The sequence below is a fragment of the Sphingomonas oleivorans genome (assembly GCF_003050615.1).
Lineage (GTDB): Bacteria > Pseudomonadota > Alphaproteobacteria > Sphingomonadales > Sphingomonadaceae > Sphingomonas_H > Sphingomonas_H oleivorans.
This window is the reverse complement of record NZ_NWBU01000018.1, coordinates 140,267-165,773: the sequence shown is the minus strand read 5'-3', so window position 1 is coordinate 165,773 and position 25,507 is coordinate 140,267. Positions and strand designations below refer to the sequence as shown.

Annotated in this window: 24 protein-coding genes; 9 read left to right on the top strand and 15 right to left on the bottom strand. The window is 65.7% G+C overall.

The features are described 5' to 3' along the window. Positions 1–330 precede the first annotated feature (330 nt). The 3 genes from CLG96_RS18115 to CLG96_RS18105 all read left to right on the top strand — a co-directional run bounded on the left by CLG96_RS18115 (position 331) and on the right by CLG96_RS18105 (position 3,103). A complete protein-coding gene (locus CLG96_RS18115; RefSeq protein WP_107970197.1) occupies positions 331–1,509 on the top strand; it encodes an MFS transporter in 1,179 nt (392 codons plus the stop codon). 159 nt (positions 1,510–1,668) lie between these two features. Next, positions 1,669–2,610 (top strand): cyclase family protein, encoded by a 942-nt coding sequence (locus CLG96_RS18110; RefSeq protein ID WP_107970195.1) that lies wholly within the window; start codon positions 1,669–1,671, stop codon positions 2,608–2,610. Positions 2,611–2,683: 73 nt separating this feature from the next. Beyond that, positions 2,684–3,103: an SRPBCC family protein gene (locus tag CLG96_RS18105; protein WP_243395857.1), complete on the top strand. Its 420-nt coding sequence runs from the start codon at positions 2,684–2,686 to the stop codon at positions 3,101–3,103. On the opposite strand, the gene CLG96_RS18100 is transcribed toward CLG96_RS18105, so the two are convergent. Beyond that, positions 3,087–4,034 carry a LysR family transcriptional regulator gene (locus CLG96_RS18100; RefSeq protein WP_107970193.1) on the bottom strand — a complete coding sequence of 316 codons (948 nt, stop codon included), beginning with the start codon at positions 4,032–4,034 and terminating at the stop codon, positions 3,087–3,089. The genes CLG96_RS18105 and CLG96_RS18100 overlap by 17 nt on opposite strands. A 125-nt stretch (positions 4,035–4,159) precedes the next feature. Between CLG96_RS18100 and CLG96_RS18095 the strand changes: the two genes are divergently transcribed. From CLG96_RS18095 to CLG96_RS18075, 5 genes are all read left to right on the top strand, one after another. Further along, positions 4,160–5,155, top strand: a complete 996-nt coding sequence (locus CLG96_RS18095) for a TIGR03571 family LLM class oxidoreductase (protein ID WP_207796751.1) — start codon at positions 4,160–4,162, stop codon at positions 5,153–5,155. A 28-nt stretch (positions 5,156–5,183) separates the two neighbouring features. Next, positions 5,184–6,011, top strand: a complete 828-nt coding sequence (locus tag CLG96_RS18090; RefSeq protein ID WP_107970189.1) for an aldo/keto reductase — start codon at positions 5,184–5,186, stop codon at positions 6,009–6,011. A 28-nt stretch (positions 6,012–6,039) separates the two neighbouring features. Continuing rightward, positions 6,040–7,152: an alkene reductase gene (locus CLG96_RS18085; RefSeq protein WP_107970187.1), complete on the top strand. Its 1,113-nt coding sequence runs from the start codon at positions 6,040–6,042 to the stop codon at positions 7,150–7,152. Beyond that, positions 7,149–8,045 (top strand): NAD-dependent epimerase/dehydratase family protein, encoded by an 897-nt coding sequence (locus CLG96_RS18080; protein ID WP_107970185.1) that lies wholly within the window; start codon positions 7,149–7,151, stop codon positions 8,043–8,045. The genes CLG96_RS18085 and CLG96_RS18080 overlap by 4 nt, the downstream gene beginning before the upstream one ends. Positions 8,046–8,108: 63 nt before the next feature. Further along, entirely contained in the window at positions 8,109–8,360 is a 252-nt protein-coding gene (locus tag CLG96_RS18075; protein WP_107970183.1) for a LysR substrate-binding domain-containing protein, read from the top strand. Here CLG96_RS18075 and CLG96_RS18070 read toward each other — a convergent pair. From CLG96_RS18070 to CLG96_RS18035, 8 genes are all read right to left on the bottom strand, one after another. Continuing rightward, positions 8,292–9,740 (bottom strand): heavy metal sensor histidine kinase, encoded by a 1,449-nt coding sequence (locus tag CLG96_RS18070; RefSeq protein WP_107970181.1) that lies wholly within the window; start codon positions 9,738–9,740, stop codon positions 8,292–8,294. The genes CLG96_RS18075 and CLG96_RS18070 overlap by 69 nt on opposite strands. Next, positions 9,737–10,420 carry a heavy metal response regulator transcription factor gene (locus CLG96_RS18065; RefSeq protein WP_107970179.1) on the bottom strand — a complete coding sequence of 228 codons (684 nt, stop codon included), beginning with the start codon at positions 10,418–10,420 and terminating at the stop codon, positions 9,737–9,739. The genes CLG96_RS18070 and CLG96_RS18065 overlap by 4 nt, the downstream gene beginning before the upstream one ends. Then, positions 10,417–11,832: an efflux transporter outer membrane subunit gene (locus tag CLG96_RS18060; RefSeq protein ID WP_107970177.1), complete on the bottom strand. Its 1,416-nt coding sequence runs from the start codon at positions 11,830–11,832 to the stop codon at positions 10,417–10,419. Before CLG96_RS18060 ends, CLG96_RS18065 begins: the two co-directional genes overlap by 4 nt. Next, on the bottom strand, positions 11,829–14,975 hold the full coding sequence (locus tag CLG96_RS18055; protein ID WP_107970175.1) for a multidrug efflux RND transporter permease subunit: 3,147 nt from the start codon (positions 14,973–14,975) through the stop codon (positions 11,829–11,831). Before CLG96_RS18055 ends, CLG96_RS18060 begins: the two co-directional genes overlap by 4 nt. Next, complete coding sequence (locus tag CLG96_RS18050; RefSeq protein WP_207796750.1) at positions 14,972–16,120, bottom strand: efflux RND transporter periplasmic adaptor subunit; 1,149 nt, start codon at positions 16,118–16,120, stop codon at positions 14,972–14,974. The genes CLG96_RS18055 and CLG96_RS18050 overlap by 4 nt, the downstream gene beginning before the upstream one ends. Positions 16,121–16,250: 130 nt before the next feature. Continuing rightward, on the bottom strand, positions 16,251–16,547 hold the full coding sequence (locus CLG96_RS18045) for a DUF3861 domain-containing protein (protein ID WP_107970172.1): 297 nt from the start codon (positions 16,545–16,547) through the stop codon (positions 16,251–16,253). 42 nt (positions 16,548–16,589) lie between these two features. After that, on the bottom strand, positions 16,590–17,519 hold the full coding sequence (locus tag CLG96_RS18040; RefSeq protein ID WP_107970170.1) for an NADP-dependent oxidoreductase: 930 nt from the start codon (positions 17,517–17,519) through the stop codon (positions 16,590–16,592). A 32-nt stretch (positions 17,520–17,551) separates the two neighbouring features. Further along, complete coding sequence (locus CLG96_RS18035) at positions 17,552–18,034, bottom strand: DoxX family protein (RefSeq protein ID WP_107970168.1); 483 nt, start codon at positions 18,032–18,034, stop codon at positions 17,552–17,554. A 141-nt stretch (positions 18,035–18,175) separates the two neighbouring features. On the opposite strand from CLG96_RS18035, the gene CLG96_RS18030 reads away from it, so the two are divergent. Further along, positions 18,176–19,072 carry a LysR family transcriptional regulator gene (locus CLG96_RS18030; RefSeq protein ID WP_107970166.1) on the top strand — a complete coding sequence of 299 codons (897 nt, stop codon included), beginning with the start codon at positions 18,176–18,178 and terminating at the stop codon, positions 19,070–19,072. Positions 19,073–19,106: 34 nt separating this feature from the next. Here CLG96_RS18030 and CLG96_RS18025 read toward each other — a convergent pair whose 3' ends face one another. The 6 genes from CLG96_RS18025 to CLG96_RS18000 form a co-directional block, all read right to left on the bottom strand. Further along, complete coding sequence (locus CLG96_RS18025) at positions 19,107–19,550, bottom strand: RrF2 family transcriptional regulator (RefSeq protein WP_107970164.1); 444 nt, start codon at positions 19,548–19,550, stop codon at positions 19,107–19,109. Positions 19,551–19,639: 89 nt separating this feature from the next. Continuing rightward, complete coding sequence (locus tag CLG96_RS18020; RefSeq protein WP_107970162.1) at positions 19,640–20,875, bottom strand: rhodanese-like domain-containing protein; 1,236 nt, start codon at positions 20,873–20,875, stop codon at positions 19,640–19,642. Further along, positions 20,872–21,489, bottom strand: a complete 618-nt coding sequence (locus CLG96_RS18015) for a cysteine dioxygenase family protein (protein WP_107970160.1) — start codon at positions 21,487–21,489, stop codon at positions 20,872–20,874. The genes CLG96_RS18020 and CLG96_RS18015 overlap by 4 nt, the downstream gene beginning before the upstream one ends. Beyond that, a complete protein-coding gene (locus CLG96_RS18010; protein WP_107970158.1) occupies positions 21,486–22,301 on the bottom strand; it encodes an ABC transporter ATP-binding protein in 816 nt (271 codons plus the stop codon). The genes CLG96_RS18015 and CLG96_RS18010 overlap by 4 nt, the downstream gene beginning before the upstream one ends. A gap of 2 nt (positions 22,302–22,303) precedes the next feature. Then, the gene (locus CLG96_RS18005) at positions 22,304–23,092 is read right to left on the bottom strand and encodes an ABC transporter permease (RefSeq protein ID WP_107970311.1); all 789 of its coding nucleotides are present in this window, start codon (positions 23,090–23,092) and stop codon (positions 22,304–22,306) included. Between the two features lie 207 nt (positions 23,093–23,299). Further along, the gene (locus tag CLG96_RS18000) at positions 23,300–25,465 is read right to left on the bottom strand and encodes a TonB-dependent receptor (protein WP_107970156.1); all 2,166 of its coding nucleotides are present in this window, start codon (positions 25,463–25,465) and stop codon (positions 23,300–23,302) included. Positions 25,466–25,507 lie beyond the last annotated feature (42 nt).

The window sequence follows — 25,507 nt, the reverse complement described above, 5'->3', positions numbered from 1 at the left end:
TTTTATGGCTCCTGATCGAGCCTGATCGGTATGGCCTGGACGACGGACAAGGTCGTGGCCGCCGTCTGCCACGGGCCGGCCGGTCTCGTCAGCGCTGACCGCGGAACTGACGCTGAAGGCCATTTGCGAAACGAAGAACTGACGCCTTTTCGTCCGTCGTTCGGGCTGGACAAGGCGTTCCAATGAACGTCCTGTCCAGCCGGGCATTGGCCGCCTCACCTGCCCCATTGCGCCGTGCCCCTTCACAGATGCTGTGGAGGCGGAGCGGCTTATGCTTCCGGCGGGACATCCCCAGAATGATGGCCAAAGCTGCTATGTTCGAGGGATGGCATGAAACCCAATTTTCCGCTCCTGGCCCTGTCGGTCGGTGCCTTCGGCATCGGGACGACCGAATTCGCACCGATGGGGCTTCTGCCCGTGATCGCCACCGATCTCGGCATATCGATCCCGACTGCCGGGATGCTCGTCACCGGCTATGCTATGGGCGTCATGGTCGGTGCGCCACTGATGACGCTCGGCACGCGCCGCATCCCGCGCCAGACGGTGCTGGTGGGCCTGATGGCCATCTTCACGATCGGCAATCTGCTTTCCGCTCTGTCCTCCAGCTATGCGATGCTGCTCGGCGCCCGGATCGTCACCTCGCTGTCGCACGGTGCCTTTTTCGGCGTCGGCTCGATCGTGGCGGCCAATCTCGTGGCGCCCGAGCGGCGGGCGAGCGCGGTGGCGACGATGTTCATGGGCCTCACCATCGCCACCATCGGCGGCGTACCCCTAGCCACGCTGGTCGGGCAACTCGTCGGCTGGCGGACGGCCTTTGCCGGCATCACCGCGCTCGGCGCGCTCGCCATGCTGGCGCTGTGGTTCGCCCTGCCCAGGCTCGATGCGGACGCATCGATCGACCTTAGGCATGAAATCGGCGTCCTGACGCGGCCGCCGGTGCTGCGTGCGCTGCTGACGACCGTGCTCAGCGCGGGCGCGATGTTCACCCTGCTCACCTATATCGCGCCGATCCTGCAGCATGAGACGGGCGCGGCGCCCGCCCTCGTCACGCTGATGCTCGTCGTGGTGGGCGTGGGCTTCACCGTCGGCAATGGCGTCGGCGGGCGCTTCGCCGACCGCTCGCTGGACGGCAGCCTGATCGCCTTCCTCGGCATGCTGGCCGTGCTCCTGCTGATCTTCCCCTTTGCCATGCACGCATCCCTGCCCGTTGCCGTCGCCATCTTCCTGTGGGGCATGGCCGCCTTCGCGGTGGTGCCGCCGCTTCAGATGCGGGTGATGGAGACGGCGTCGGACGCGCCGAGCCTTGCCTCGTCGGTCAATGTCGGCGCCTTCAATCTCGGCAATGCGCTGGGCGCCGTGGTGGGCGGCGGGGTGATCGGAACCGGCCTCGGCTATGCCTGGGTTCCCATTGCCGGCGCGCTGCTGTCGCTGGGCGGGCTCGCGATCGTCCTCTTCAGCCGTCGAGGCGCGGCCGCGCCCGACATGACGGTGAGCCGGGCAAGCGCCTGAATGGCGCCGCACCGCACATTCCGCGCGGCAAGCATCGAGCCATGGCGCGACTTATGAAACTTCTTCCAAGAAGCTGTTAGCGCTGGGGGAATTTCTTGGACTTTGAATGAAGGCTACCCGCCTTCTCACGCATATCTGCCTGCTCTTGAGGAGAAGGACGTGACTATCTGGAAGAACAGGGCCCTGCTCGGCGTCGCTCTTGCGGCCGGGCTGGCTGCTCCGGCGGTGGCGGAGGATTGGTCTCCGTCCCAATATGGTCCCGAGGACGAGATCGGCGCGGCCAATTTGCTGACCCCCGATCTGGTGCTGCAGGCGGCGAAGCTGGTCAGGACCGGCAAGACCTATCCGCTCGCGGTGCGGGTCGACAAGGATCTGCCGGCTTTCCGCCATCGCAGCTTCAGGCTCTACAATATCCAGCCCGGCCAGCAGGCGGGGCGGACCACCGGCCCGAACAAATTCACCTTCAATGACGAAATGGTCGTCGTCTGGACAGGCGTCGGCACGCAACTCAACGGCATCGGCCATATCGGCATCGACAATGTCTATTATAATGGCAACAAGGCCGCCGATTTCGTGACGGTCGAAGGTGTGAAGAAGCTGGGCATCGAGAAGGTGCCGCCGATTGTCACCCGCGGCGTCGTGCTCGACATGACCGCCCATTATGGCAAGCCGATCGTGCCGGAAGGCACCGTCTTCACCGTTGCCGACATCGAAGCGGTGCTCAAGAAGCAGGGTATCGCCATCCGGAAGGGCGACGTCGTCCTGTTCAACACCGGCTGGCTGGAACTGATCGGCAAGGACGACAAGCGCTTCCTGGAAGGCGAGCCGGGCATCGGCATGGAGGCCGCGAAATGGCTGGCGGACAAGGGCATCGTCGCCTTTGGCGGCGACACCTGGGCATCTGAGGCCTATCCCGGGGAAAGCGGCGACGAATTCCCCGTCAACCAGTTCATGCTTGCCAGGCACGGCATCTACAATCTCGAGCTGATCGACAGCCGTGCGCTCGTTCGTGACAAGGCCTGGGAGTTTCTGTTCGTGCTGGGGCAGCCGCTCTACACGGGCTCGACCCAGGTCAATGTGAACCCGGTCGCGATCCGCTGACCGGCTACGGCCGGGCGGTCTCCCGCCCATCCCCCCGGACCGCCCGGCCGGACCTTATTCTGACAGGAGAAATATGATGGCCAGCGCATCCCGGAGCATAGAGATTGCAGCTCCGGCCGAACGGGTCTGGGCCGTCGTCGGTGGTTTCGACAATCTGCCTCTGTGGTTGAAACTGCTGACGAACAGCAGCCTCGAAGATGGCGGCCGCGTCCGCCGGCTCGTTGCCATCGACGGATCGGTGATCGTCGAGCGCCTGCTGAGCTTCGACGAGGTCGCCCGACGCTACAGCTATAGCCATGTCGAGGCGCCCGATCCGGTGACGGACTATGTCGGCGCCATGATGGTCGAGGAGATCGACAGCGGACGGTCGCGCGTGACCTGGTCGAGCAGCTTCGTGCCGGCCGGCGTGACCGAGGCGGAAGCCGCCACCCAGCTCGAGACGGTCTACGACCAGGGCCTGACCGACCTGAAAAGCCTCATCGAGCGGGGCTGAGCGACGGAGCGGCGCTGGCCGAAAACCGGTCGTGCGCCATATAGGCCTGAAGGCGCGGCACCATGAAATCGAGGAAGGCGCGCACGCGTTGCGGCACGCGCTGGCCGCCCAGATAGAGCGCATGGACGTCCTCGACATCGCTATAGGCATCGTCGGCCAGCACCTCGACCAGCCGGCCCGCCGCGATATCCTCATCGATGTGGAAATTTCCCAGCCGCGCCAACCCGACGCCACCGATCGCCATCCGGCGTACCGTCTCGCCATTATTGGCAAGCAGGCTGCCGCGCACCATCCGATCGACAATACGACCGCCCTGGCGCGCGGGCCAAACGGGCGCCGAGCGCCGGAAGTTGAAGCCGAGGCAATTATGATCGTCAAGATCCTCGAACGATCGCGGCGTGCCGTGTTTTTCCAGATAGGCGGGCGCGGCGACGATCTTGCGCCTGGCCACGCCGATCTTGCGCGCCACCAGGTTGGAATCCGTCAGGGCGCCCACGCGGAACGCGATATCCGTCCGGTCGAGATAGAGGTCGACAATCTCGTCGGACAGCGAAATGTCGACGATGATGTTGGGATGCGCTTCCCAGAATAGCGGCAGCAGCGGCACCACGCCATGCGCGCCGAACGCCACCGATGCATTGACCCGGACGGTTCCGCTCGCATGGCGCGCGCCCTGGGCGAGCTCCCGCTCGATATCGTCGAGTTCGGCGAGCAGCGCGCCGCTGCGCTCATAATAGATCCGCCCCTCGTCGGTAAGCGACAGGCGCCGCGTCGAACGCTCGATCAGGCGCGCGCCCAGTCGCTCCTCGATCCGGCCGATCAGCTTGCTGACGGTGGATGGCGTCATAAGGAGCTGGCGGGCTGCTTCCGAGAAGCTTCCGGCCTCAACGACGCGCACGAATACCTGCATTTCGCCGGCGCGGTTATCCATTCCAACCCCTGACTTATGAAATTCAATCAAAGATTATGTGGACTGCCAGCGGATTATCAAGTGGCGGCCGTGCATCCATGTTCCGATCAACAGGCGACGCCATGTCGCCATCGATGGACAGGAAGATGGCTATTATATCCTCCGCGCTCGACCGGATCCGCAAGCCCGGCCGACTGACATTAGGGATCGAGCTGCCGCTCGACAATGACTGGTCTCCCGCCGGGGAAGCGAAGCGACGGGCGGATGGACGCCCGGGCGGCGTTCCCGATCTCGCCCGCCATGCGGAGCTCGTCCGCAAGGTGGATGCGGGCGGCTTCGCAGCCGTGTGGATGCGCGACGTGCCGGTGTTCGACAGCGTACGCATGGGCGATGCGGGCTCGGTCTATGATGTCTTCACCCATCTCGGCTTCCTCGCGGGCATCACGCGCAACGTGGCGCTCGGCACGGCGGCGGTGGTGCTGCCGATCCGCCATCCGATGATGATCGCCAAGGCTGCGGCCTCGGCGGATGCGCTGTCGGGCGGCCGGCTGATCCTGGGCGTCGCGTCCGGCGACCGGCCCGTCGAATATCCGCTGCTCGGCCTCGATTTCGAGAGCCGGGGCGAGCGCTTCCGCGAGGCGGTCGCCTATATGCGCGCGGCCTGGACGCCCGGCGGCCTGCCGATCGGTGACGGCACGCGCGAACCGACGCTCGATCTGCTCCCCCGCCCCGCCCAGCCGACCATCCCGCTGGTGGTGGCGGGCCGCGCGCAGCAGAGCGAGCCGTGGATCGCGCAGAATATGGACGGCCGCTTCGTCTATCCGGGAGACATTATGCGGCTGGCCGCGCAGGCGGCCGCATGGCGGGCGGCGCGCGGCTCGGAGGGCGCGTTCATCAGCGCCTTTCACCTCGACCTTGCCGATGATCCGGATGAGGCTGCAACCCCGCACCGCTTCGGCGCGCGCATGGGCCGCAATCGCTTCCTCGATCATCTGGAGGCGCTGCGGCGCGTCGGCGTTGATCATATGGCGGTGCTGCTGCGCCGCTCCGTCCGCCCGGTCGACGAGGTGCTGGACGAGCTCGCGGCGGAGATCCTGCCCGCGCTCGATGCGCCCTCGCCAGCCGTGGTGCAGGCCGCCTGACATAGTTTCAATTCCAAAGGACAGCATCATGCACAATGTGATTGCCCATGGGGCATCGATACCCGCGCTCGGCTTCGGCGTGTTCCGCATGTCTGGCGCGGAAGTCGAGCAGATCGTGCCGCTGGCGCTCGAAACGGGCTTCCGCCATTTCGATACGGCGCAGATCTACGAGAATGAGGCCGATCTCGGCCGCGCGCTGGAGAAGGCCGGTGCGAAGCGCGACGATCTCTTCATCACCACCAAGATATGGATCGACAATTATCCGGCGGAGAAGTTCGCCGCATCGGTCGACGAAAGCCTCGACAAGCTCCGCATGGATCATGTCGATCTGCTGCTGCTGCACTGGCCCAATGACAAGGTGCCGCTCGCCGATCAGATCGCCTCGCTGAATGCGGTGAAGGCCGCCGGCAAGGCGCGCCATATCGGCGTCAGCAACCTGCCGACGAAGCTGATGGCGGAAGCGATCGCGCTGAGCGAGGCACCGCTCGTCACCAACCAGGTCGAATATCAGCCCTATCTCGACCAGACGGCCGTACTGGAAGCCGCGCGCGCGGCCGGGCTTTCGCTCACCGCTTATTATGCCATGGCGGACGGCAAGGTCGTTACCGATCCCGCGATCCAGGCGATCGGCGCGCGCTATGGCAAGAGCGCCGCGCAGGTGGTGCTGCGCTGGCTCGTCCAGCAGGAAGGCGTGATCGCGCTGTCCAAGACGGCCAATCCGAAGCGCATCTCTGAGAATTTCGCCATCTTCGATTTCACGCTCAGCGACGAGGATATGGCGGCGATCCATGCGCTCGCCCGCCCCGATGGCCGGATCGTGAGTCCCCCCGGCCTTGCGCCCGTGTGGGACCGCTGAACCACCCTTCACTCAAAGGACCAAGGATATGAGCAAGCTTTTCGAGCCATTCTCTCTCGGCGACCGCATCCTTCCCAACCGCATCGCGATGGCGCCGATGACGCGCTCGCGCAATCCGGACGGCGTTCCCAACGACTTGACCGCGCTTTATTATCGCCAGCGCGCTGGCGCGGGACTGATCGTCACCGAAGGCACGCCGATCTCGGCCACCGCCGAGGGCTTCCTGTTCATCCCCGGCCTCTATCGCGCCGATCAGGTCGCCGGTTGGCGCAAGGTGACGGATGCGGTGCATGAGGAAGGCGGCACGATCTTCACGCAGCTCTGGCATGTCGGGCGCGTCAGCCATGTCTCCAACCAGCCGGATGGCATCGCGCCGGTCAGCTCGACCGCGCAGATCGCGCGCAATTCGCAGGCCTGGGGCCTGAAGGACGATGGCACGCCGGGCGCGGTCGATGTCTCGAAGCCGCGCGCGCTTTCCACCGAGGAAGTGCGCGGCGTGATCGAGGATTTCGCCCAGGCCGCGGCCAATGCGATCGAGGCGGGCTTCGACGGCATCGAGCTGCATGGCGCCAATGGCTATCTGATCGAGCAGTTCCTGAATCCGCTCGTCAACGACCGCACCGACGAATATCGCGGCGACACGCTGGAAGGCCGGACGCGCTTCCTGCTCGAAGCCGTCGATGCCGTGATCGAACGGATCGGCGCGAAGCGGACCGCGATCCGCCTCTCGCCCTATGGCGGCCTGTTCGACATGGGCCATTATCCGGAGATCGAGGAGACCTATCTCTTCATCGCCGACGCGCTGTCCGAGCGCGGGATCGCCTATGTCCACCTGATGGATCAGAAGTCGCGCGGCAGCTCGGCGATCCCGGCTGACTTTCTCGGCAAGTTCCGCACCCATTATAAGGGCGTGCTGATCCTCGCGGGCGGCATGACGCGCGAGCTGGCCGATCGCTATCTGGCCGACGGGCTGATCGACATCGCCGCGTTCGGCGAGCCCTTCATCGCCAATCCCGATCTTGTCGAGCGCCTCCGCAACGGCTGGCCGCTCGCCCCGGCCGATCGCGCGCTCCACTATGGCGGCGGCGCCAAGGGCTACACCGACTATCCGACCTATGCGCAAGAAAGGACCGCAGCATGAAGATCTTCGTAACCGGCGCGAGCGGCTATATCGGCGGCTCGGTCGCCGCCCTGCTCGCCGCCAAGGGGCATGAGGTGCGTGGCCTCGTGCGCACCGCGAGCAAGGCCGATGGCGTCCGTGCCAAGGGCATCGTGCCCGTGATCGGCACGCTCGACGATGCGGCCCTGCTGACGGCCGAGGCGAAGGCGGCCGATTCCGTCATCAATGCGGCCGACAGCGACCATCAGGGCGCGGTCGAGGCGCTGCTCGCCGGCCTTGCCGGATCGGGCAAGCCCTTCATCCACACCAGCGGCACCAGCCTTGTCGGCGACGAGGCGATGGGCGAGCCGTCCGACGCCACCTTCACCGAGGACACGCCCGTGAAGCCGGAGCCGGACAAGGAGCATCGCGTCGCGCTCAACAAGCTGATCGTCGATGCGGCGCCGGGCGTGCGCACCATCGTGCTGTGCAACAGCCTGATCTACGGCCACACGCTGGGGGCGCCGGCTGCGAGCGTGCAGATCCCGCCGCTGGTCGCGCAGGCGAAGGAAAGCGGCGTGCCTCGCTATATCGGCCGCGGCCTCAACATCTGGTCCAACGTCCATATCGCGGACATGGCCGATCTCTATGTGCTGGCGCTGGAAAAGGCCCCGGCCGGCAGCTTCTATTATGTCGAGAATGGCGAGGCGGCGTTCGGCGATCTCGTCCGCGCGATCGGCAAGGCGCTGGGCCTTGGCCCGGCGGAATCCTGGCCGGCCGAGGCGGCGGTCGCGAAGTGGGGCCGCGAGCTTGCGGTGTTCGCGCTCGGATCGAACAGCCGCGTGCGGGCCGACAAGGCGCGCAAGGAACTCGGCTGGGCGCCACAGCGTGGCTCGGTGATCGAATGGGTCGAAAAGGAACTCGTCCAGGCCTGAGCCCGGATCGTTCCTTCACTAATGTAGCGTAGCGTAGCCTATGGATGACACCGTCGCGCGGACGTGCGGCGGTGTCGTTCCATCAGTCTGAGGCTTATCGCCAATGCCGTGGCGGTGGGTGCGGGATGGTCGGTGCTGCCCGACTATCTCGCCGCCGACCATCTTGCCTCGGGCAGGCTCGTCGAGCTTTCCACCGCGCGCCCCGGCCCGGAAAATCTGCTCTATCTGACGTGGAACAAGGGTGCCCTACGTCATCCGCGCGTCGTCCATGTCCGCGACCATCTGATCGCTTCGGCCCTGCCTGCCTCTCTCTAGGCCGGGAACGGCCGGATCCAGTCCTTTCGCGATCGTCAGCCCTACCAATATCTCGCCGCCCTGGCTCCGCGCGAAGACGGAGCCGCCATGCATCTGGGCGATGGCCTTGACGATCGCCAGGCCCAGGCCATGGCTGTCCTTGCTGTTGGGCCGCACCGGATCGATCCGATAGAAGCGATCGAAGATGCGGTCGAACTGATCCGGATCGATGGGCGCGCCGGGGCTCCGGACGCCGATCGCCACATCGCCGGCCCTGTCCTCGATAGCGACGATGACGGTGCCGCCCGCATCGCCATGCCGAACCGCATTGTCGAGCAGATTGGTGATCGCCAGCCCATAGAGCGCGCGTTCCACCCGCGCGCGCGCATCCCCTTGTATAAGCAGCGTCGTGCCCGCTTCCTCGAACAGCATCTCCATGAAATCGGCGCTCTTGCGCGTTTCGGCGGCGAGCGACACTTCCGCCAGATTGGCGGCCAGATCGCCCTGATCCGCGCGCGCGAGGAAGAGCATGTCGTTGATGATGCTGCGCAGCCGCTCGAGTTCCTCGAGATTGGATTGGAGGACCGCCTCGAACTCGCCGGCCGAGCGGTCGCGCGAAAGCGCCACCTGCGTCTCGCCGATCAGATTGGCGAGCGGCGTCCGCAATTCATGCGCGACATCCGCGTTGAAGGTGGAAAGCTGCACATAGGATTGCTGCAACCGATCCAGCGCCTCGTTGAGCGCCAGGACGAGGCCCCCGAGCTCGGACGGAAGCGTGGCGGTCGGCAGCCGCAGCGACAGATCGCCGCCACCCAGCCGCCGGGCATGATCGGACAGCCGGTCGACCGGCGCCAGGCCACGCCGCGCGATCCACCAGCCGAGCCCGGCGACGGCAAGGATCGCAAGAATGGACACGATCAATATGCCCAGTGCGAGCACCCATTGCGCTCTGTCGACATCGCTCCGGCCGATCGCGATGATGAGCCGGACCTGCGGCCGTTCGTCCAGCGGCGGCACCAGCTTCGACAACGTCAGATAAGGACGTCCATCCATCTCGGCCCGGCCGAAGCCCTGGCGCGGCCCGGTCATGCTCGCGCGCGCCAGAAAGTCGCCGCTGAAACGGAAGCGCGGATCCGGGCTTTCGACGATGAAGCGCAAACTATTGTCGGGCGGCGTGAAGTCGTTCAGCTTCTCGGTGAAGCGGGACCATTTGGCCGCATCCCCATTATGCTGCGCCATCCGCTCGACGATGATGAAGCGGCCTGCCAGCTCCTCCATCTTGTGACGGCGCAGCTCCGTGGCCTGGAGAGCATAGAGGGCGATTCCGGCGATGGTGGAGACAAGTGCGGCTGCCAGCCCGAACATGATCGCCAGCCGGCCCGCGATGGATTGTGCCCTCATTCCCCCACCCCGTCGCGCAATTCCAGCACATAGCCCATGCCGCGCACCGTATGGAGCAGCTTCGCCTCGCCCGGCCCATCGAGCTTGGCGCGCAGCCGCTTGATCGCCACTTCGACGACATTGGTATTGGTGTCGAAATTTATGTCCCAGACGAGCTCGGTGATCGCCGTCTTGGAAACGATCTGCGACCGGCGCCGGGCGAGCGCCGCGAGCAGCGAAAATTCCTTGGCGGTCAGGTTCAGGCGGCGCCCCCGACGCGTCGCGCGCCGGGCGACGAGATCGATATGGAGATCGGCCACCTGTATCTGCGTCGCCTCCTGCGAGCGCCCGCGGCGGAGGATCGCCTGCATGCGCGCGAGCAGCTCGAGAAAGGAAAAGGGCTTGACGAGATAATCGTCCGCGCCGGCACCGAGGCCGCGCAGCCGATCATCGACCTTGTCGCGCGCCGTGAGCATGATGACCGGCGTGTCGCGCGAACTGCGCAGCGATTGCAGCAGCGAAATGCCGTCCAGCCTGGGCAGCATGATATCGAGCACGATCGCATCATAGTCGCCGGTGAGGGCGAGGTGCAGCCCATCCTCGCCATTGCCGGCATAATCGACCGAATAGCCCTGCTCCGCGAGCCCACGACGGAGATAGGCCACGGTTTTATCCTCATCCTCGACGATCAGGATCTTCACGGCAGAGCGCCATTCCCTCCCTCGGCCCGCGAGGCGATCATGGGCGCCTCGGGTGCGATTCCCATCAGGCGATACAGCGAAACGAGCCGCGACGACACATCCGCCATTGCCTGCACATGATCCCGCTCCGCCTGATAGACGGTGCGCGCCGCATCGAGAATGTCGAGCTGCGACAATGTCCCTTCGCGAAATTGCAGCCGGGAAAGCTCGGCGGCCCGGCGCGCCGCCTCGGCCGCGCGGGCGAGCTCGCGCTCGCGCACCTGCCCCTGCAGATAGGAGACGATCGCCGTCTGGGTTTCCTGAAGCGCGGTCCTGACGACTTGCTCATATTCCAGCCCCGATTGGCGCAGACGGGAGTCGGCAGCATCATAATTCGCCCTGCGCCGACCGAAATCGACGATCGGCGCAACCAGGCCGACAGCGACCGAGGCGATGCTGGTGCCGCCGTCGAGCAGGCTGCCGATGCCGTTGGCGTCGAGCCCGACCAGGCCCGATAGGGTAAGCGAAGGCAGCCGCGCCGCCGCCGCACCGTCGCGCTGGGCGCCGGCGGCGGCATAGCGTGCTGATGCAGCCCTCACGTCGGGGCGCCGTTCGAGCATCTCGGTTGGAGACAATAGCACATGGAGCGGATCGGCGGCCGGAATGCCGTCCCTGCCCGCAAGACGCGAAGCGATATCTTCGGGCGTGGTCGCGAGCAGATAGGCGAGGCGGAAGCGGGCGGCATCGGCCGCCTCGACCGCGACCGCGCTTTGCGACCGGGTCTGCGCCACCAGCGAGGCGGCGCGCTGGACGTCGAGATCGCTTGCCGTGCCGAATTCGAACCGATCGCGGGTGATCCGCAACGTATCTTCCTGCGCCGTGACGGTCTGTGCGGTCAGCACCACCAATGCCCGCTGTAACCGATAGTCGATATAGGCACGCGCAACCTCGTCCAGCAGCAGCAGGCGCACCGCCTCCGCATCCGCGGCGCTGGCCGCGACGTCGGCGCGCGCCGCGCGGACTGCGGCGGAAAGCCTGCCGCCGATATCGGGTTCCCATATCGCGCCGAGCGACACCGATGCGGAATCGCCCCGATTTAGGCCGGAGAATCGGCGCGCCTCCGTAGCACCGGCCTGGGCGCTCAGCTCTGGAAAAAGTCCGGCGGTGGTGGCGCGGCTGAGCGCACGCGATTCAAGAATGCGCTCCGCCGCCAGACGCAGATCGACATTGCGACGCTGCGCATCGTCGATAAGCGTGTCGAGCACCGGATCGGCAAAGCTCTTCCACCACGCGCCGGTTATCTCGCCGGCCGCAACAGGGGGGGAAGCCTCCCAGCCGAGGGGAATGTTGCTGGGAGTGGGCGGTGTTGCGGGCGAATGCACGCAACCGGCGAGAAACGGTAGGGAGGCCAGGAACGGCCATGCGCTCTTCATGCGCCGGCTCCTTCCATGACGCGCTTGAGACGCGGTTCCCGGCGCGGCGTGCGGCGGCGGAACAGGCGATCAAGCGCAAGATAGACGACAGGCGTCGAGAACAGGGTCAGCACCTGGCTGATGAGCAGCCCGCCGACGACGGCGACGCCGAGCGGCTGGCGCAGCTCCGCGCCGGTGCCGAAGGCAAGCATCAGCGGGATGGCGGCAAGCAATGCTGCGATCGTCGTCATCATGATCGGCCGGAAGCGCGTGACCGCCGCCTCATAAATCGCCTCCTCGGCGGAAAGCCCGCGATTGCGCTGCGCATCGAGCGCGAAATCGACCATCAATATGCCGTTCTTCTTGACGATGCCGATCAGCAGGACGACGCCGATCAGCGCCATGATCGAAAAATCGAGGCCGTAGAGCCAGAGCATCAGCACCGCGCCGAGGCCCGCCGAAGGCAGGGTCGAAAGAATGGTGAGCGGGGTCGAGAAGCTTTCATAGAGAACGCCCAGGATGATGTAGACCGCGATCAGCGCGGCGAGGATCAGGAGCGGCTGCGTGGCGAGCGAGGCCTGGAACGCCTGGGCCGAACCCTGGGCAGCGCCGGTGACGCTCGCGGGCACGCCGATTTCCTGGCGGATGCGCTCAATTTCCGCCATGGCATCGCCCAGCGCGACGCCCGCGGGCAGGTTGAAGCTGATGTTCGCCGCGGGCGACAGGCCATGGCGGGCGATCGACAGAGGTCCCGCGCGCTGCGGCTCGATCCGCGCGACTGCCGAGAGCGGGACCATGCCGCCCGTCGGCGAGCGCAGGAACATGGTGTCGAGACTGCCGACCCGGGCATAATGTCTCGGATCGACTTCGAGCACCACGCGATACTGGTTCGCCTGCGTCTGATATTCGCTGATCTGGCGCTGGCCGAAACTGTCGTAGAGCGCCTGGTCAATCATATCGACGCTGAGCCCGTAGCGGGCGGCGGCGATGCGATCGATGGTGATCGCCTGCATTCTGGCGCCGAGCTGCACATCGTTGCGCACGTCGCGGAAGAGCGGGGACGAAGTCATGCGCCGCGTCATCCGATCGGCCCACAGCGCCATCTCGTCGGTATCGGCGGACTTGACCACATAGGAATATTGCCCTGCCCCGCCGCCGGTGCCGATATTGATGTCCTGCGCGGAACGGAGCGACACGGTGATGCCGGGGATCTTCGCCAGTTGCGGACGCAGGCGCGCGATCAGCCCTTCGGACGACACATCGCGATCGCCACGATCCTTGAGCACGATCCACACCCGGCCATTGGCGAGCGACTGGCTGCCGCCGGTCGTGCCGATCGCCTGGTTGAACTGCTGCACGGCGGGGTCCTTGGCGATGATCGCCGCAATGGCCTCATGCTTGGCGCGCATCTCCTCATAGGAAATATCCTCGGCAGCAAGCGTCTGGCCGACGACGAACGCCGTGTCCTGGAGCGGGAAAAAGCCTTTCGGGATCATGACATAGCTCGCGACGGCCGCGGCGATGGTGGCGAGAAAGCCGAGCAGCATCAGCTTCTGCCGCGCGAGCGTCCAGCGCAACGCTGCGCCATAGCCGTCGATCAGCCGGTCGGCGAGGCCCGGCTTGCCGTCATCGGCGCGATGGCCCGGTGCCTTCATATATCGGGCGCATAGCGTCGGCGCGAGCGTGAGCGCGGCGACGACCGAGATCAGCAGCGAAAGCGTGACGGTCATCGAAAATTCGCGGAACAGCCGGCCGATGATGCCACCCATGAAGAGCAGCGGGATGAAGGCCGCGATGAGCGAAAAAGTGATCGAAACCACGGTGAAGCCGATTTCCCGTGCCCCTTCGATCGCCGCCTGGACGGGCTTCTTGCCCATTTCGAGGTGCCGGTGGATATTCTCCACGACCACGATCGCATCGTCGACGACGAAGCCGATGGCGATGACGAGCGCCACGAGCGTCAGATTGTTGAGGCTGAAGCCCAGCAGATACATCGCAGCGAAGGTCGCGACCACGGAAACGCCGAGTACCGCCGCGACGATCAGCGTGGCCGACACCTGCCTCAGGAACAGGCCCATGACCAGCACGACGAGCAGCAGCGTGATGACCAGCGTCAGCTCCACCTCATGCAGCGAGGAGCGAATGGTGCGGGTGCGGTCGTTGAGCACCGACACTTCGACGCTTGCGGGCAGCGAGGCGGTGAGCCGAGACAGCGCGGCCTGGATGGCGTCGGCGATGCGGACGATGTTCGCGCCTGGCTGACGCAGGATGATGATGCCGAGGCCCGGTTTGCCGTTTGGAAAGGCGCCGACATAGCTGTTTTCCGCGCCGATGCTGACCTCGGCCACGTCGCGCACGCGGACGGGGGCCCCGCCCCGCCAGGCGACGACGACATCCTGATAGGCGTCGGGCGTGAAGAGCTGGTCATTGGCCTCGAAGGTGGAAACGGCGTTCCGGCCGAACACCGCGCCCTTCGCCTGGTTGACGCTCGCGCGCTGCACGGCCTGGCGGATATCGGCCATGCTGAGCCCATAGGCGGCGAGCCGATCGGGCTGCGCGCGGACGCGGATCGACGGCTTTTGCTGACCGGCGATATTGACCTGGGCGACGCCGTCTATCTGGCTGATCGCGCGCGCGAGCCGGGTATCGACCAGATCGCTGAGCTCGGTGAGCGGCATGGCGTCGGACGTTGCGCTCAGCACCAGCACGGGGCTATCGGTCGGATTGACCTTGCGCCAGGTGGGCAGGTTCGGAAGGTCGCTCGGCAACCGCCCGGCCACGCTGTTGATCGCGGCCTGCACCTCCTGCGCGGCGGCATCGATATCGCGGCTGAGGGTGAACTGGATGGTGATGCTGGTTTGGCCGAGCGCGCTCGTCGAGGTCATCTCGGTGATGCCGGGAATGCCCGTGAAGGCAACCTCCAGCGGTGTTGCGACGGACGAGGCCATCGTCTCCGGGCTGGCGCCGGGCAGGCTGGCGCTCACCTGGATCGTCGGGAAATCCGCTTCCGGCAGCGGCGCCACGGCCAGATTGGGGAAAGCGAAAATGCCAAGCAGGACGGCGGCGATGGTCAGAAGGACGGTCGCGACCGGCCGCCGGATGAACCAGGGCGACAGGCCGCCCTTGACCGCCGCTTCGGCGGCGACGGAGCTGTGCTGGTTCATCGCGCACCCATCCGCATCGTGACCGGAGCGGCGCTGGCCGGTGCTTGAGACGGGCCGATCGCAACCTTGCTGCCCGAGGTCAGGCGCGAATAGCCGTCGCTGACGATGACATCACCGGCGGCAATGCCGCGCGCGACGACCGCCAGTTCATCATTCGCATAGCCGAGCTCGACCGGAACGCGCTCGGCGGCGCCATTGCGGACGCGATAGACGAAATGTCCCTCAAGGCCCGGACGGACAGCAACCGCCGGCAGCACGATGGCGTTCGGCGTAAGCCCGGTACGCATCCGCACCGAGACGAAGGCTCCGGGCGAGAGCTGCTCCGCGCCATTTTCGAACTGGGCCCGCACGCGTGCGGTGCCGGTGCCCGTATCGATCGCATTGTCGAACGCGACGATCCGGCCATTGCCCAGCGATGCCCCGCTTTCCCTGTCCATCGCCTCCACGGCGGCACCGCCGGGGCTGCGCACGCTTGCCTGAAGATGGGCAAGGGCGGCCTGCGGCACCGGGAAGACGACCGAGATGGGGTTGACCTGCGCGACCGAGACGAGGCCGTCGGCATCGCCCATACGCACCAGATTGCCCGCATCGACGCGCCTGATGCCGACCCGGCCGCCGACGGGCGAGACAATGCGCGTATAGGACAGGTTCACCCGCGCGGTATCGACATTGGCCCGGTCGAGCTGCACTGCCGCGCGGAGCTGATCGACCTGAGCGGTCTGCTGATCGACCGTCTGGCGGGAAATGGCGTTGCGCTCGGAAAGATTGCGGTAGCGCGACAAATCAAGCTCGGCCATGCGGAGCTGGGCGGCGTCACGCGCAAGCTGGGCTTCGGCCGCCGCCAGAGCGGCGCGCAATGCGCGATCGTCGATGGTGGCCAGCAATTGGCCCTTCCGAACGCTATCGCCTTCCCTGAAGAAAAGCTGCGTCAGAATGCCGTCCACCTGCGTGCGGACCACGACATTCTGGAGCGATGCGACCGTGCCGACAGCCTCGACCAGATGCGGCACATCGCGCTGTTCGGCATGCACCGTGCTTACCGGCACAGGCGGAGGTGCTGCAGGCCCCTGTTGCGACTGGCCCGTGCCGGCGACGAAGGCACCCGCCACGCCGATCCCGACGATCGCCCCCGCCGAGGCGATCACGCGGCGCTTTCCACCGATGAGGGTGCGCCACCCCGGGCGCAAATTCTGATCTGAATCCATGGCTTTCACTATTAAAGAGGGCAGCGGGTCATGAGCCTGACGCGAAGCTGACAAAGCTGACAGGCGGGCATCACGCGCTTGTTTCGCTCGCCGAAATCCTGGCCTTCAGCGCGCCGGTAAATTCCCGGATCGGCGCACGAAGCGGATCGAAAAGGGGATCCTGCCTTTCCCGGAGCATGGCCTCGCTCAGCAGCTTGAGCCCGATCGCCGTCGCGGCGGCAATATCGGGTGCAAGGCCGGAACCTGCCTGCACGCGCCCGGCTATGGCGATGATGTCGTCATGATTGACATGGCTGAAGCTGAACGCCGGCCGTTCATCTCCAAGCGGCGTGACGGTGATGAGGAAGCTATGGCCGCCTTTGGGCATATGAATTGGCCTCATGGTTCGGGAAAGAATACGTGCGCCGGATCAGGCGAGGCCGAGCAGGATCTTCCCCCGCGCGCGGCGGGAGGCACTGTGTTCCAGCGCGGCCAGCCCCTCTTCGAGCGCATAGGTCCGATCGATCACGACCTGCAGGTGCCCGGCGTCATAAAGTGCGGCGATCAGCGCGAGGCGCGTGCCATCTGTGGCATGGCCCATGCGCATTGCCATTGTGCCATGCGCGGCGGCCTTTTCGGCGTTGACGGGCGTGGTGATCGAAACCAGCACGCCGCCATTCTTCAGGAGCGGATAGCTCCGCTCCTGCGTCTCGCCACCGACCGTATCGAGCACGATATCGACACCGTCGATGCAGGTGGTGAAATCCGTCTGCCGATAGTCGATCACCATATCGGCACCGAGGCCATGGACGAGCGGTACCCCGTCGCCGGACGCGGTTGCGATAACCCTGGCGCCCGCAATCTTGCCGAATTGCACCGCAAAGCTGCCGACGCCGCCCGCGCCGGCATGGACCAGCAGCGCCTGCCCGGCCCGAAGCCGCGCAACCTCGAACAGCGCCTCCCAAGCCGTGCCGGCGGCCGTCGGCAGGCCTGCACATTCCGCCAGCGGCAATCCAGCCGGCGCCGCCGCGACATGCCGGGCCGGAACGAGCGCGAATTCGGCAAAGGCGCCGCCACGCGTCGGCACGGGCCGCGCGAAGACCCGGTCGCCCGGCTTCCAGCGGACAGCAAGCGGCCCAACGCGCTCGACCGTGCCAGCAAGGTCGGTGCCGAGCGTATAAGGGAAGGTCAGTGGGAATATCTCGCGACGCGCGCCGCCGAGCAGCAACAGGTCGAGCGGATTGATGCTGGCCGCCTCGACGCGGATCAGCACCTCGTCAAGGCTGGGTTCCGGAATGGGAACATCCTCGAGACGCACGGATGCGATGTCGCCATGATCATGGATGCGGAGCGCTCTCATGCCGCGATCTCCCTTGTCGATATCATGAAGGATCAGATTTCCCGGCCGATCAGCCGATCGAGCGAGGCCGGTCCGCCGCCGCGCAGCGCGATGAGCAAGGCGATGAAGCCCAGCATCACCGGATATTCGATGCCCCGATCGATCCACGGCCATGTCGGGCCGAGCGCGAGGCTGATGAAGATCATCTGCACCGCCATCATCGCTGCCAGCGGACGCGTCAGAAGCCCGATCGCCACCATGAGCCCGCCCAAAGTTTCGAGCAGTGCGACGAGCAAGGCGAGCATAGGCGCGAAGGGCAGATGCAGCACATTGTCGATCAGCCTGATGGAACCAGCCATCGGATCCGTCATCGAGCCATGCGGCATCCCCAGCAGCTTGGGCAGGCCGTGCGTCAGCATGGTAAGACCGAAGGCGAAACGCAGCAGCGCATAGCTGGCGGGCTGAAACCGCGCGTAGAAAGCGCCAAGAGGCGCAAACAGCAGCCGGCCCCTCTGACTGGTCAGATCATCAACCATCGGCTCTATCCCTTCCTTTCGCGCAGTGACGTCTCTCACGGCTCGGGAGGATATGCGTTCATCAAATCTGCAGTAGTCAGCCCGGTTTGACCTGACCGTTTCAAGATCGCTAACAATGATCCGACAGAGGACAAGGGCGCGATGGACCGGATCGAAGCGATGAGGGTGTTCGTCCGGATCGTGGAGCGGGAGAGCTTCGCCCAGGCCGCGCGCGATCTTCAGATCCCGCGGCCGACCGCGACCAATGCGATCAAGCAGCTTGAAACGGCGCTCGGCACGCGCCTGCTCGAACGCACGACGCGGCATGTCCGCCCGACGCTCGACGGCGAGGCCTATTATGAACGCTGCGTCCGGCTGCTCGCCGATCTGGACGAAGCCGAAAGCACCTTCCGCAATGCCAGCCCGCGCGGCCCCCTGCGCGTCGACATGCAGGGCACGCTGGCGCGTTTCTTCGTGCTGCCCGCGCTTCCGCGCTTCATCGCGCGCTATCCCGGGATCGCGCTGCGGCTGAGCGAGGGCGATCGCATGGTCGACATGATCCAGGAGGGGGTGGATTGCGTGCTGCGCGCGGGCGAGCTCAAGGACTCCTCGCTGATCGGACGGCGCGTCGCTTCGTTCGAGCAAGTCACCTGCGCGAGCCCGGACTATCTCGCGCGCTTCGGGGTTCCACAATCGCTCGACGATCTGGCCGGGCACCAGATGGTGGCCTATGCCTCCTCCGCCGCAGGGCAGGCTTATCCGCTGGAATTCCGCGAGCAGGATCAGCTACGACTCGTCCCCCTCCCCCATGAGGTCACGGTCAGCGGAGCGGAAATCTATACGGCCTCGGCGGTCGCCGGACTGGGCCTGATCCAGGTTCCTCTCTATCGCGTCCGGCATCAACTCGAAGCGGATGTGTTGAGGCTGGTCCTCCCGCACCATCCGCCGCCGCCCATGCCCGTGTCGGTTCTCTATCCGCACAACCGCCATCTTTCGCCGCGGGTCCGCGTCTTCGTCGACTGGCTGGGCGAAATCTTCGCGGAGGCTGCCAAGCCCTGATCGCTACCGACGCCAGCATGCCGGACAGGAGCGATCAGCCTCCGATCAGCTCGGCGCTTATGCCCGGACGCGCCATGGCATCGGCCAGGGTCGTCCGGTCGAGAATATCCGAAACCTCCTTGCGCACCATGCCCATCACCCGCCTGAGCGCACAGGCCGCCTCGTCCGGGCAATCCTCGCAACGCCGGTAGAATTGGCGGCTGACGCAGGGCAGCAGCGCGAGAGGACCGTCGGTCAGCCGCATGATCTCGCCGAAGGTGATGAGCTCGGCCGGCCGGGCCAGACGATAGCCGCCCAGCTTTCCGCGCGCGCTTTCCACCAGGCCGTGCTGGCGGAGATCGGACATGATCGCTTCCAGGAATTTGCGCGGAATATTTTCCTCGATGCTGATCAGGCTCACCTGCTTCGGGCGGCGATCGGCCACCCGCGACAGATTGATCATCGCCTTCAGCGCATAACGCCCACGCTGCGAAAGCATCGCCGCTCCGAAAATCCCAGACTCCGCCCTCCCTATGCCAATATATGGCGGCGCAGGCCAGTCCGCTCGGCTCGGCTGTTCCGGATGGGTCAGATCACGAAGAAGCCATGCGTGCCGTCGCGCGCGAGCTGATCGACCAGCCCATATTCCCAGTCGAGATAGGCCTGCATCGCGGCGGCCTTGTTGTCGGTCCCTTCATAGGGGCGCTTGTACCGCCCTTCCCGCCCGCGCGGCGGCGGACCGGCGGGTGCGCCGCGCTCCAGCGGCCCATCGAAACCGCCGTCGAGGACATAGACTTCCCAGCCCATCTGCGCGAGCCAGGAGGCCGTCATATCCGCCCTCGCCCCGAGATCGTCGGCGAGGAGGATGCGGGCGCCGCGCACGGGCGCGAAATGATCCGTTTCCTGGACGAGCTGACCGCCCGGCGCGCTCAGGAAAGCGGGAAGATGGCCGGCGGCATATTCCTCCGGCGTGCGTACGTCGAAACGGTAGAGCGTCCGGGCCGCATCCGCCGCGAGCGTGGCCAGCCCCCGGGTGTCGATCCGTTTGACGCCGGCGCGATAGGCCACGTCGCGCGCGCGCCGCCGTCCCTCGTCGGCCAGTTCGCCGCCCACCTCGGGCGCGCGGCGCTGCTGCCCGGTTTCCAGCGCCCTGCCCGCCAATGTCCAGCCGATCGTGCCGTTGCGCAGCGCCGCCACCCGGTTGGGCAGGCCGGCATTGACCAGCGACTGGGTGCCGATGATGCTGCGCGTCCGCCCCGCGCAATTGACGATGATCAGCGTATCCGGATCGGGTGCTACCGCGGGCGCGCGCAGCACCAGCTCCGCGCCGGGCACGCTCGTTCCGGTCGGGATGCTCATCGTCGCATATTCGTCGAAGCGGCGCGCATCGACTATCGCGATATCCGCCTTTTCCTCGATCAGCGCATGGACATCCTCCGCCGAGAGCGAGGGCGTATGGCGGCGATGCTCCACCAGCTCGCCGAACGCCTTGCTGTAGCTATTGACGTCCTGGAACAGCTCATATCCGGCGTCGCGCCAGCCCCGAAGGCCGCCCTTCAGCAACCATATGTCACTATAGCCGAGCGCCGCGAAGGCGGCCGCGCCTGCCTCCACCAGCCCCTCGCCATCATCGTAGAGGATGATCGGCACATCCTTGCGCGGCAGCCTGTATCCGGCCTCGATCGCGATCCGATCGACCGGGATCTGCGCCGCGAACAGCGGATGCGCCTGGGCGAAATCATGTTCGTCGCGCAGATCGAACAGCGCGATCTCGGTGCGCGTCAGCAGCGCATGGCGCACGTCCTGCGGCGTGATGTCCGTCATGCGGTGGCGATCCCATCCCAGAGATTGGGCAGCGTCCTGTTCGCATAACCCGAGACGAAGCGCTTGGGCCGGCCTGCCGTATCATAGGTCGCCCGCTCGACCGCACCGATATTGGCGCCATAGACATGGATGCTGATCGACGTGCGGTCGTCATAGGCATTGGCGACGCGATGCACGTCGCCAATGCCGGGGCCGATCGCGTCCACCTCGCCGGGCCGGAACAGCGCCGGCGGCCCGCCCGAGACGAGATCGCCCTCGGCATTGCGCACGAACGGCTGGACCAGCTCCGCCCCGCGCAATATGCCCACCAGGCCCCAGACGCCATGATCATGGACCGGCGTCGCCTGGCCCGGCCCCCAGACGAAGCTCACCATCGAAAAACGCTCGCGGCTGTCGCAATGGAGCAGATATTGCTGATAGCGGGTGGGGTCGGGCCGGGCATAGGCCTCCGGCAGCCAGTCGTCATGCGCGACCAGCTTGCGGAGCAGCGCCGATCCCCGTTCGAGGATCGCGCGTTCCTCATCGGTCGAGGCGAGCAGCTCGGCGAAGCTCGAGACGAATCCGCGCAGCCGGGAAATGTTCGGCGCGGCAGCCACGGAGGTAAGGGCGTTCATCGGGCAGCTCCGGGAAAGGCGATCAGATCGGCATAGGCACCCTCGGGCGCATCGACGCCGAGATGGCCGAGCAGCCTGGCGCGCAGCGGCCGCGCGACCGCCGTGCGTTGGCCGCGTTCGGCGGTTATCCGTTCCTCTGCGACGATCCTGCCATGATCGAGCACCAGCAGCCGATCGGCGAGCGCCATCGCCTCCTCGACATCATGCGTGACCATCAGCACCGCCGGCCTGTGCGTTCGCCATAGCGACAGCACCAGCTCATGCATCTTGATGCGGGTGAGCGCATCCAGCGCTGCGAAAGGCTCGTCGAGCAGCAGCAGTTGCGGCTCGCGGACGAGCGCGCGCGCGAGTGCTGCGCGCTGCGCCTCGCCGCCCGACAGGGTCAGCGGCCAGGCTTCGAGCCTGTGGCCAAGGCCGACCTCGCGCAGCGCAGCCTCCGCACGGGCGCGTATATCGCTGCCGCCAAGGCCCAGCGCCACATTGCGCCAGATGCGTTTCCACGGCAGCAGGCGCGCATCCTGAAAGACGACCGCGCGCGAGCCGGGAATGGTGACATCCTGCCCGCCAATATCGTCCAGCCCGGCCAGCGTGCGCAGCAAAGTCGTCTTGCCGCTGCCCGAACGGCCGAGCAGCGCCACGAATTCGCCCGGCGCGATGTCGAGATCGAGCCCGTCGATGATGACATTCGCCCCGAAACGCCGGGTGAAACCGCGCAGCCGCACGACCGGATCGGGCTGGCGCGGATCGGCAGCGAATGTCGTGGTCACGGGCCGGAATTCGGTCGAAGCGGATGCCGCAACTCGTGCGTCCATGGTCAGGCCTCCACCAGATTGGGTCGCCACGCTAGCGCGCGGCGTTCGAGCAGACGGACGAGATAGTCGGCGGCCAGGCCCAGCAGCGCATAGACCATCAGGCACAGGACGATGATGTCGGTGCGCATGAAGTCGCGCGCATTATTGACCAGATATCCCAGCCCAGCCGATGCGTTGATCTGTTCCGCGATCACCAACAGCAGCACCGAAAGCGACAGCGAATAGCGCAGGCCCACGAACAAGGAGGGCAGCGCGCCGGGCAGGATCACATGCAGGATGAGCTGCGCCCGCGTGAGACCGAAACTGCGCGCGGCATCGACCAGCCGCACATCGACGCTCCTTATGCCGTTGTAGAGATTGAGATAGATCGGAAACAATGTCGCGAAGGCGATCAGCGCGATCTTCGGCGTCTCGCCAATCCCGAACCAGACGATGAACAGGGGCGAAAGCGCCACCACCGGGATAGTGCGCTTGATCTGCATCAGCGGATCGATCACGGCCTCGCCCGGCCTGGAAAGCCCGGCCATAAGGCCGAGCACGAGCCCGGCCGACGCACCGATCGCGAGGCCGAGCGTGGCGCGACCGAAGGATATCAGCAGGTTCGACGGCAGCTCGCCGGACAAGGTCATGCTCATCAACGTGCCGAGCACCGCCGATGGCGCGGCCAAGGTCCGTTCGGGGATCAGCCCGATTCGAGAGCCAAGCTCCCAGAGCAGCAGCAGAAGGACCGGCGACAGCCAGCGCGTGCGCGCCAGCAGATGCGCTAGGGATTCCCGCTTTGGTTTAGACATGGTCCATCCATTTGCATTCGCGATATGCGGCAGCGAACCGCGATAAGCCCACCATTTCAATAGAGTTTACTGGCCAAACCTATGAGCATCGCCAATAGACGGCGAATAATCTCCTCTTTTCAGTGGTTTGGCCTGCATATCGCGAAGCAGAAATTTTCCTTTGCGCAGGGCAAGAGAATGCACTGGCTTCAAGTCCAGCACGCGCCGCTACAGCCTGTAACGGACGGTCGCCAGCGCAGTGCGCGGGTCGCCCGTCACGAAATACCAGATGCCGTTCGATGGCGTGTAGGTCACCGCCTGCGGCGTCCTGTTCTCGAAGATATTCTTCACCGACAGCGACAGGCTCCAATGATCGTCCGGCGCATCCCAACGTAACAGGCCGTTGACGAAGGCCGATCCCTCGATCCTGTCCTGCGGCCGGTTGAGCGCATTGCTATAGATGGCGGATGAATATTGGACGTCGAAACCAAGCCGGGTCGCACCCGGCACGGGCAGCGGCAATCGCCAGTCGACCGCGCCCGACAGCGTCCATCTGGGCGCATTGACCAGCCGGTTGCCCGACGCGTCGGTCCCGGCGCCGGCAACACCGACGAAATCGCGATATTTAGCGACGAGATAGCCCGCCGATCCCTGAATATTCACGCCTTCCAACGGGCTCGCCGAAAGCTCGAGCTCCGCGCCATAGGTTTCGGCGCTCGCCGCGTTGGTCCGCACATTGCGGTTGAGCGAGGGAACGAAGGATGTGACCTGCAAATTGCTATAGTCATTGTAGAAGGCCGCCAGATTGGCGCGCAGATGGCGGCCGAACAGCTCGCTCTTGAGCCCCGCCTCATAGCTGCGCACCTTTTCCGGATCGAAGGCCCGCTCGGCATCCTCGATGCGCTGCGCGCGATTGTCGAAGCCGCCCGCCTTGAAGCCCTGAGTATAGCTCACATAGCCCAGCACCGTCGGGCTGAACGTATAATCCAGCGCGATCTTCGGCGTCAGCGAATTCCAGCTCTTGTCCGACCTGCCCGCGAAACGCACCGCCACGACCTGCCTCAGATCGTTGATCGCGTTGCTCTGGAAGACGAACTTCTTCTCCTCCCAGGTCGCACGCAAGCCGGCGGTCAGCTTCAGCGCATCGGTGAGCTCGTAGGTGCCCTGGCCGTAAATGGCATAGCTGTCGGTCGTCGTGCTGTTGACGTCGCCGATCTTGTTGACCGGCGAGGCAACGAGCGGGCCTGTGCGCGTGAAACTGTCGCGATCGACATCGAACACCTCATGGAAGTAGAAGGCGCCGAGCGTGAAGACGAAGCGATCGAACGTACCGTTGAGCTGCAATTCCTGCGTGAAATATTTGTCCTTATAGTGAATAAGATTCTTCTGGATGAGCTCCGCCTTGCCATCATTCTCGAAATCCACCGGCTGATCGAAACCGCGATAGGTGGTGACGGATTTCAGCGCGAAGCGATCGTCCAGATCATATTTCACGCGCAGCGACGCGCCGCCCTGATCCAGTTCGTTCCGCGGCTCGACCTCGGAATAGGAGACGAAGGCATCATAGCCGCCACCCGGCTGCACCCTGGGCGTATAGCCGCGCGTGTCGCTGCGGTCGCGCAGGCCGTCGAGCGTGAGCTGCACGTCCAGCCGCTCGGCCGGCGTCCAGCGCAGCTTCGCGCGCAAGGCGTTCACGTCGATCGCGTTGACATGCTTGCCGAGCGTCGGATTCCAATGCGTGCCATCGCGGCTATAATGGGTGTAGGCGATGCTGGCATAGAGCCTGTCGGGCAGGATCGCTCCGCTCAGCAGCGCGCGCGCCTTCACCGCATCATAACTGCCATAGCCCAGATCGGCGGCGACACGCGTCTCCCCGTCCGGATCGCGGGTGATGACGCGCAGCGCGCCCGCCGAGGTGTTGCGCCCGTAGAGCGTGCCCTGCGGCCCGCGCAGCACCTCGATCCGCTCGACATCGTTGAAATCGAGCATCGAGCCGATCTGGCGCGGCGAATAAACGTCATCGACATAGACAGACAGTGTCGGTTCCTGGATCGGATCCGTCTCGCCGACGCCGCGCAGCGAGAAGAGCTGCGTCGTATAGCCAATCGTCGCGCGCGGGATGCGCAGGTTCGGGATCTGGCCGGCAAGATCCCGAATGGAGTCGACCTTGCGGCTTTCCAGCGTCTCCGATCCGAACGCGCTGATCGCGATCGGGGTGCGCTGGAGCTTGGTCTCGCGCCGCTCGGCGGTAACGGTGATCTCGCCAAGCGCTTCCGTATCGGGCGCAGCGCTCGGCGCCGCTTCGGTGGCTGCGGCATTGGCGCTCGTGGCGAGCAGCAGGACGGGCAGGCTCGAGGCCGCAAGCAGCCGCCATGCCCGGCGGGTAACCGGCATGTCTTGTCTCCGATGATCTGGATGAAAGATCGGGCGGAGGGG

Excerpts from the sequence above, each read along its gene's own strand:
- CLG96_RS18030 (WP_107970166.1), top strand. The coding sequence starts at position 18,176 with ATGGACCGGATCGAAGCGATGAGGGTGTTCGTCCGGATCGTGGAGCGG.
- CLG96_RS18045 (WP_107970172.1), bottom strand. The coding sequence starts at position 16,547 with ATGCCCAAAGGCGGCCATAGCTTCCTCATCACCGTCACGCCGCTTGGA.
- CLG96_RS18040 (WP_107970170.1), bottom strand. The coding sequence starts at position 17,519 with ATGAGAGCGCTCCGCATCCATGATCATGGCGACATCGCATCCGTGCGT.
- CLG96_RS18090 (WP_107970189.1), top strand. The coding sequence starts at position 5,184 with ATGCACAATGTGATTGCCCATGGGGCATCGATACCCGCGCTCGGCTTC.
- CLG96_RS18025 (WP_107970164.1), bottom strand. The coding sequence starts at position 19,550 with ATGCTTTCGCAGCGTGGGCGTTATGCGCTGAAGGCGATGATCAATCTG.
- CLG96_RS18035 (WP_107970168.1), bottom strand. The coding sequence starts at position 18,034 with ATGGTTGATGATCTGACCAGTCAGAGGGGCCGGCTGCTGTTTGCGCCT.
- CLG96_RS18055 (WP_107970175.1), bottom strand. The coding sequence starts at position 14,975 with ATGAACCAGCACAGCTCCGTCGCCGCCGAAGCGGCGGTCAAGGGCGGC.
- CLG96_RS18020 (WP_107970162.1), bottom strand. The coding sequence starts at position 20,875 with ATGACGGACATCACGCCGCAGGACGTGCGCCATGCGCTGCTGACGCGC.
- CLG96_RS18115 (WP_107970197.1), top strand. The coding sequence starts at position 331 with ATGAAACCCAATTTTCCGCTCCTGGCCCTGTCGGTCGGTGCCTTCGGC.
- CLG96_RS18060 (WP_107970177.1), bottom strand. The coding sequence starts at position 11,832 with ATGAAGAGCGCATGGCCGTTCCTGGCCTCCCTACCGTTTCTCGCCGGT.
- CLG96_RS18005 (WP_107970311.1), bottom strand. The coding sequence starts at position 23,092 with ATGTCTAAACCAAAGCGGGAATCCCTAGCGCATCTGCTGGCGCGCACG.
- CLG96_RS18085 (WP_107970187.1), top strand. The coding sequence starts at position 6,040 with ATGAGCAAGCTTTTCGAGCCATTCTCTCTCGGCGACCGCATCCTTCCC.
- CLG96_RS18105 (WP_243395857.1), top strand. The coding sequence starts at position 2,684 with ATGATGGCCAGCGCATCCCGGAGCATAGAGATTGCAGCTCCGGCCGAA.
- CLG96_RS18010 (WP_107970158.1), bottom strand. The coding sequence starts at position 22,301 with ATGGACGCACGAGTTGCGGCATCCGCTTCGACCGAATTCCGGCCCGTG.
- CLG96_RS18095 (WP_207796751.1), top strand. The coding sequence starts at position 4,160 with ATGGCTATTATATCCTCCGCGCTCGACCGGATCCGCAAGCCCGGCCGA.
- CLG96_RS18015 (WP_107970160.1), bottom strand. The coding sequence starts at position 21,489 with ATGAACGCCCTTACCTCCGTGGCTGCCGCGCCGAACATTTCCCGGCTG.
- CLG96_RS18070 (WP_107970181.1), bottom strand. The coding sequence starts at position 9,740 with ATGAGGGCACAATCCATCGCGGGCCGGCTGGCGATCATGTTCGGGCTG.
- CLG96_RS18080 (WP_107970185.1), top strand. The coding sequence starts at position 7,149 with ATGAAGATCTTCGTAACCGGCGCGAGCGGCTATATCGGCGGCTCGGTC.
- CLG96_RS18100 (WP_107970193.1), bottom strand. The coding sequence starts at position 4,034 with ATGGATAACCGCGCCGGCGAAATGCAGGTATTCGTGCGCGTCGTTGAG.
- CLG96_RS18000 (WP_107970156.1), bottom strand. The coding sequence starts at position 25,465 with ATGCCGGTTACCCGCCGGGCATGGCGGCTGCTTGCGGCCTCGAGCCTG.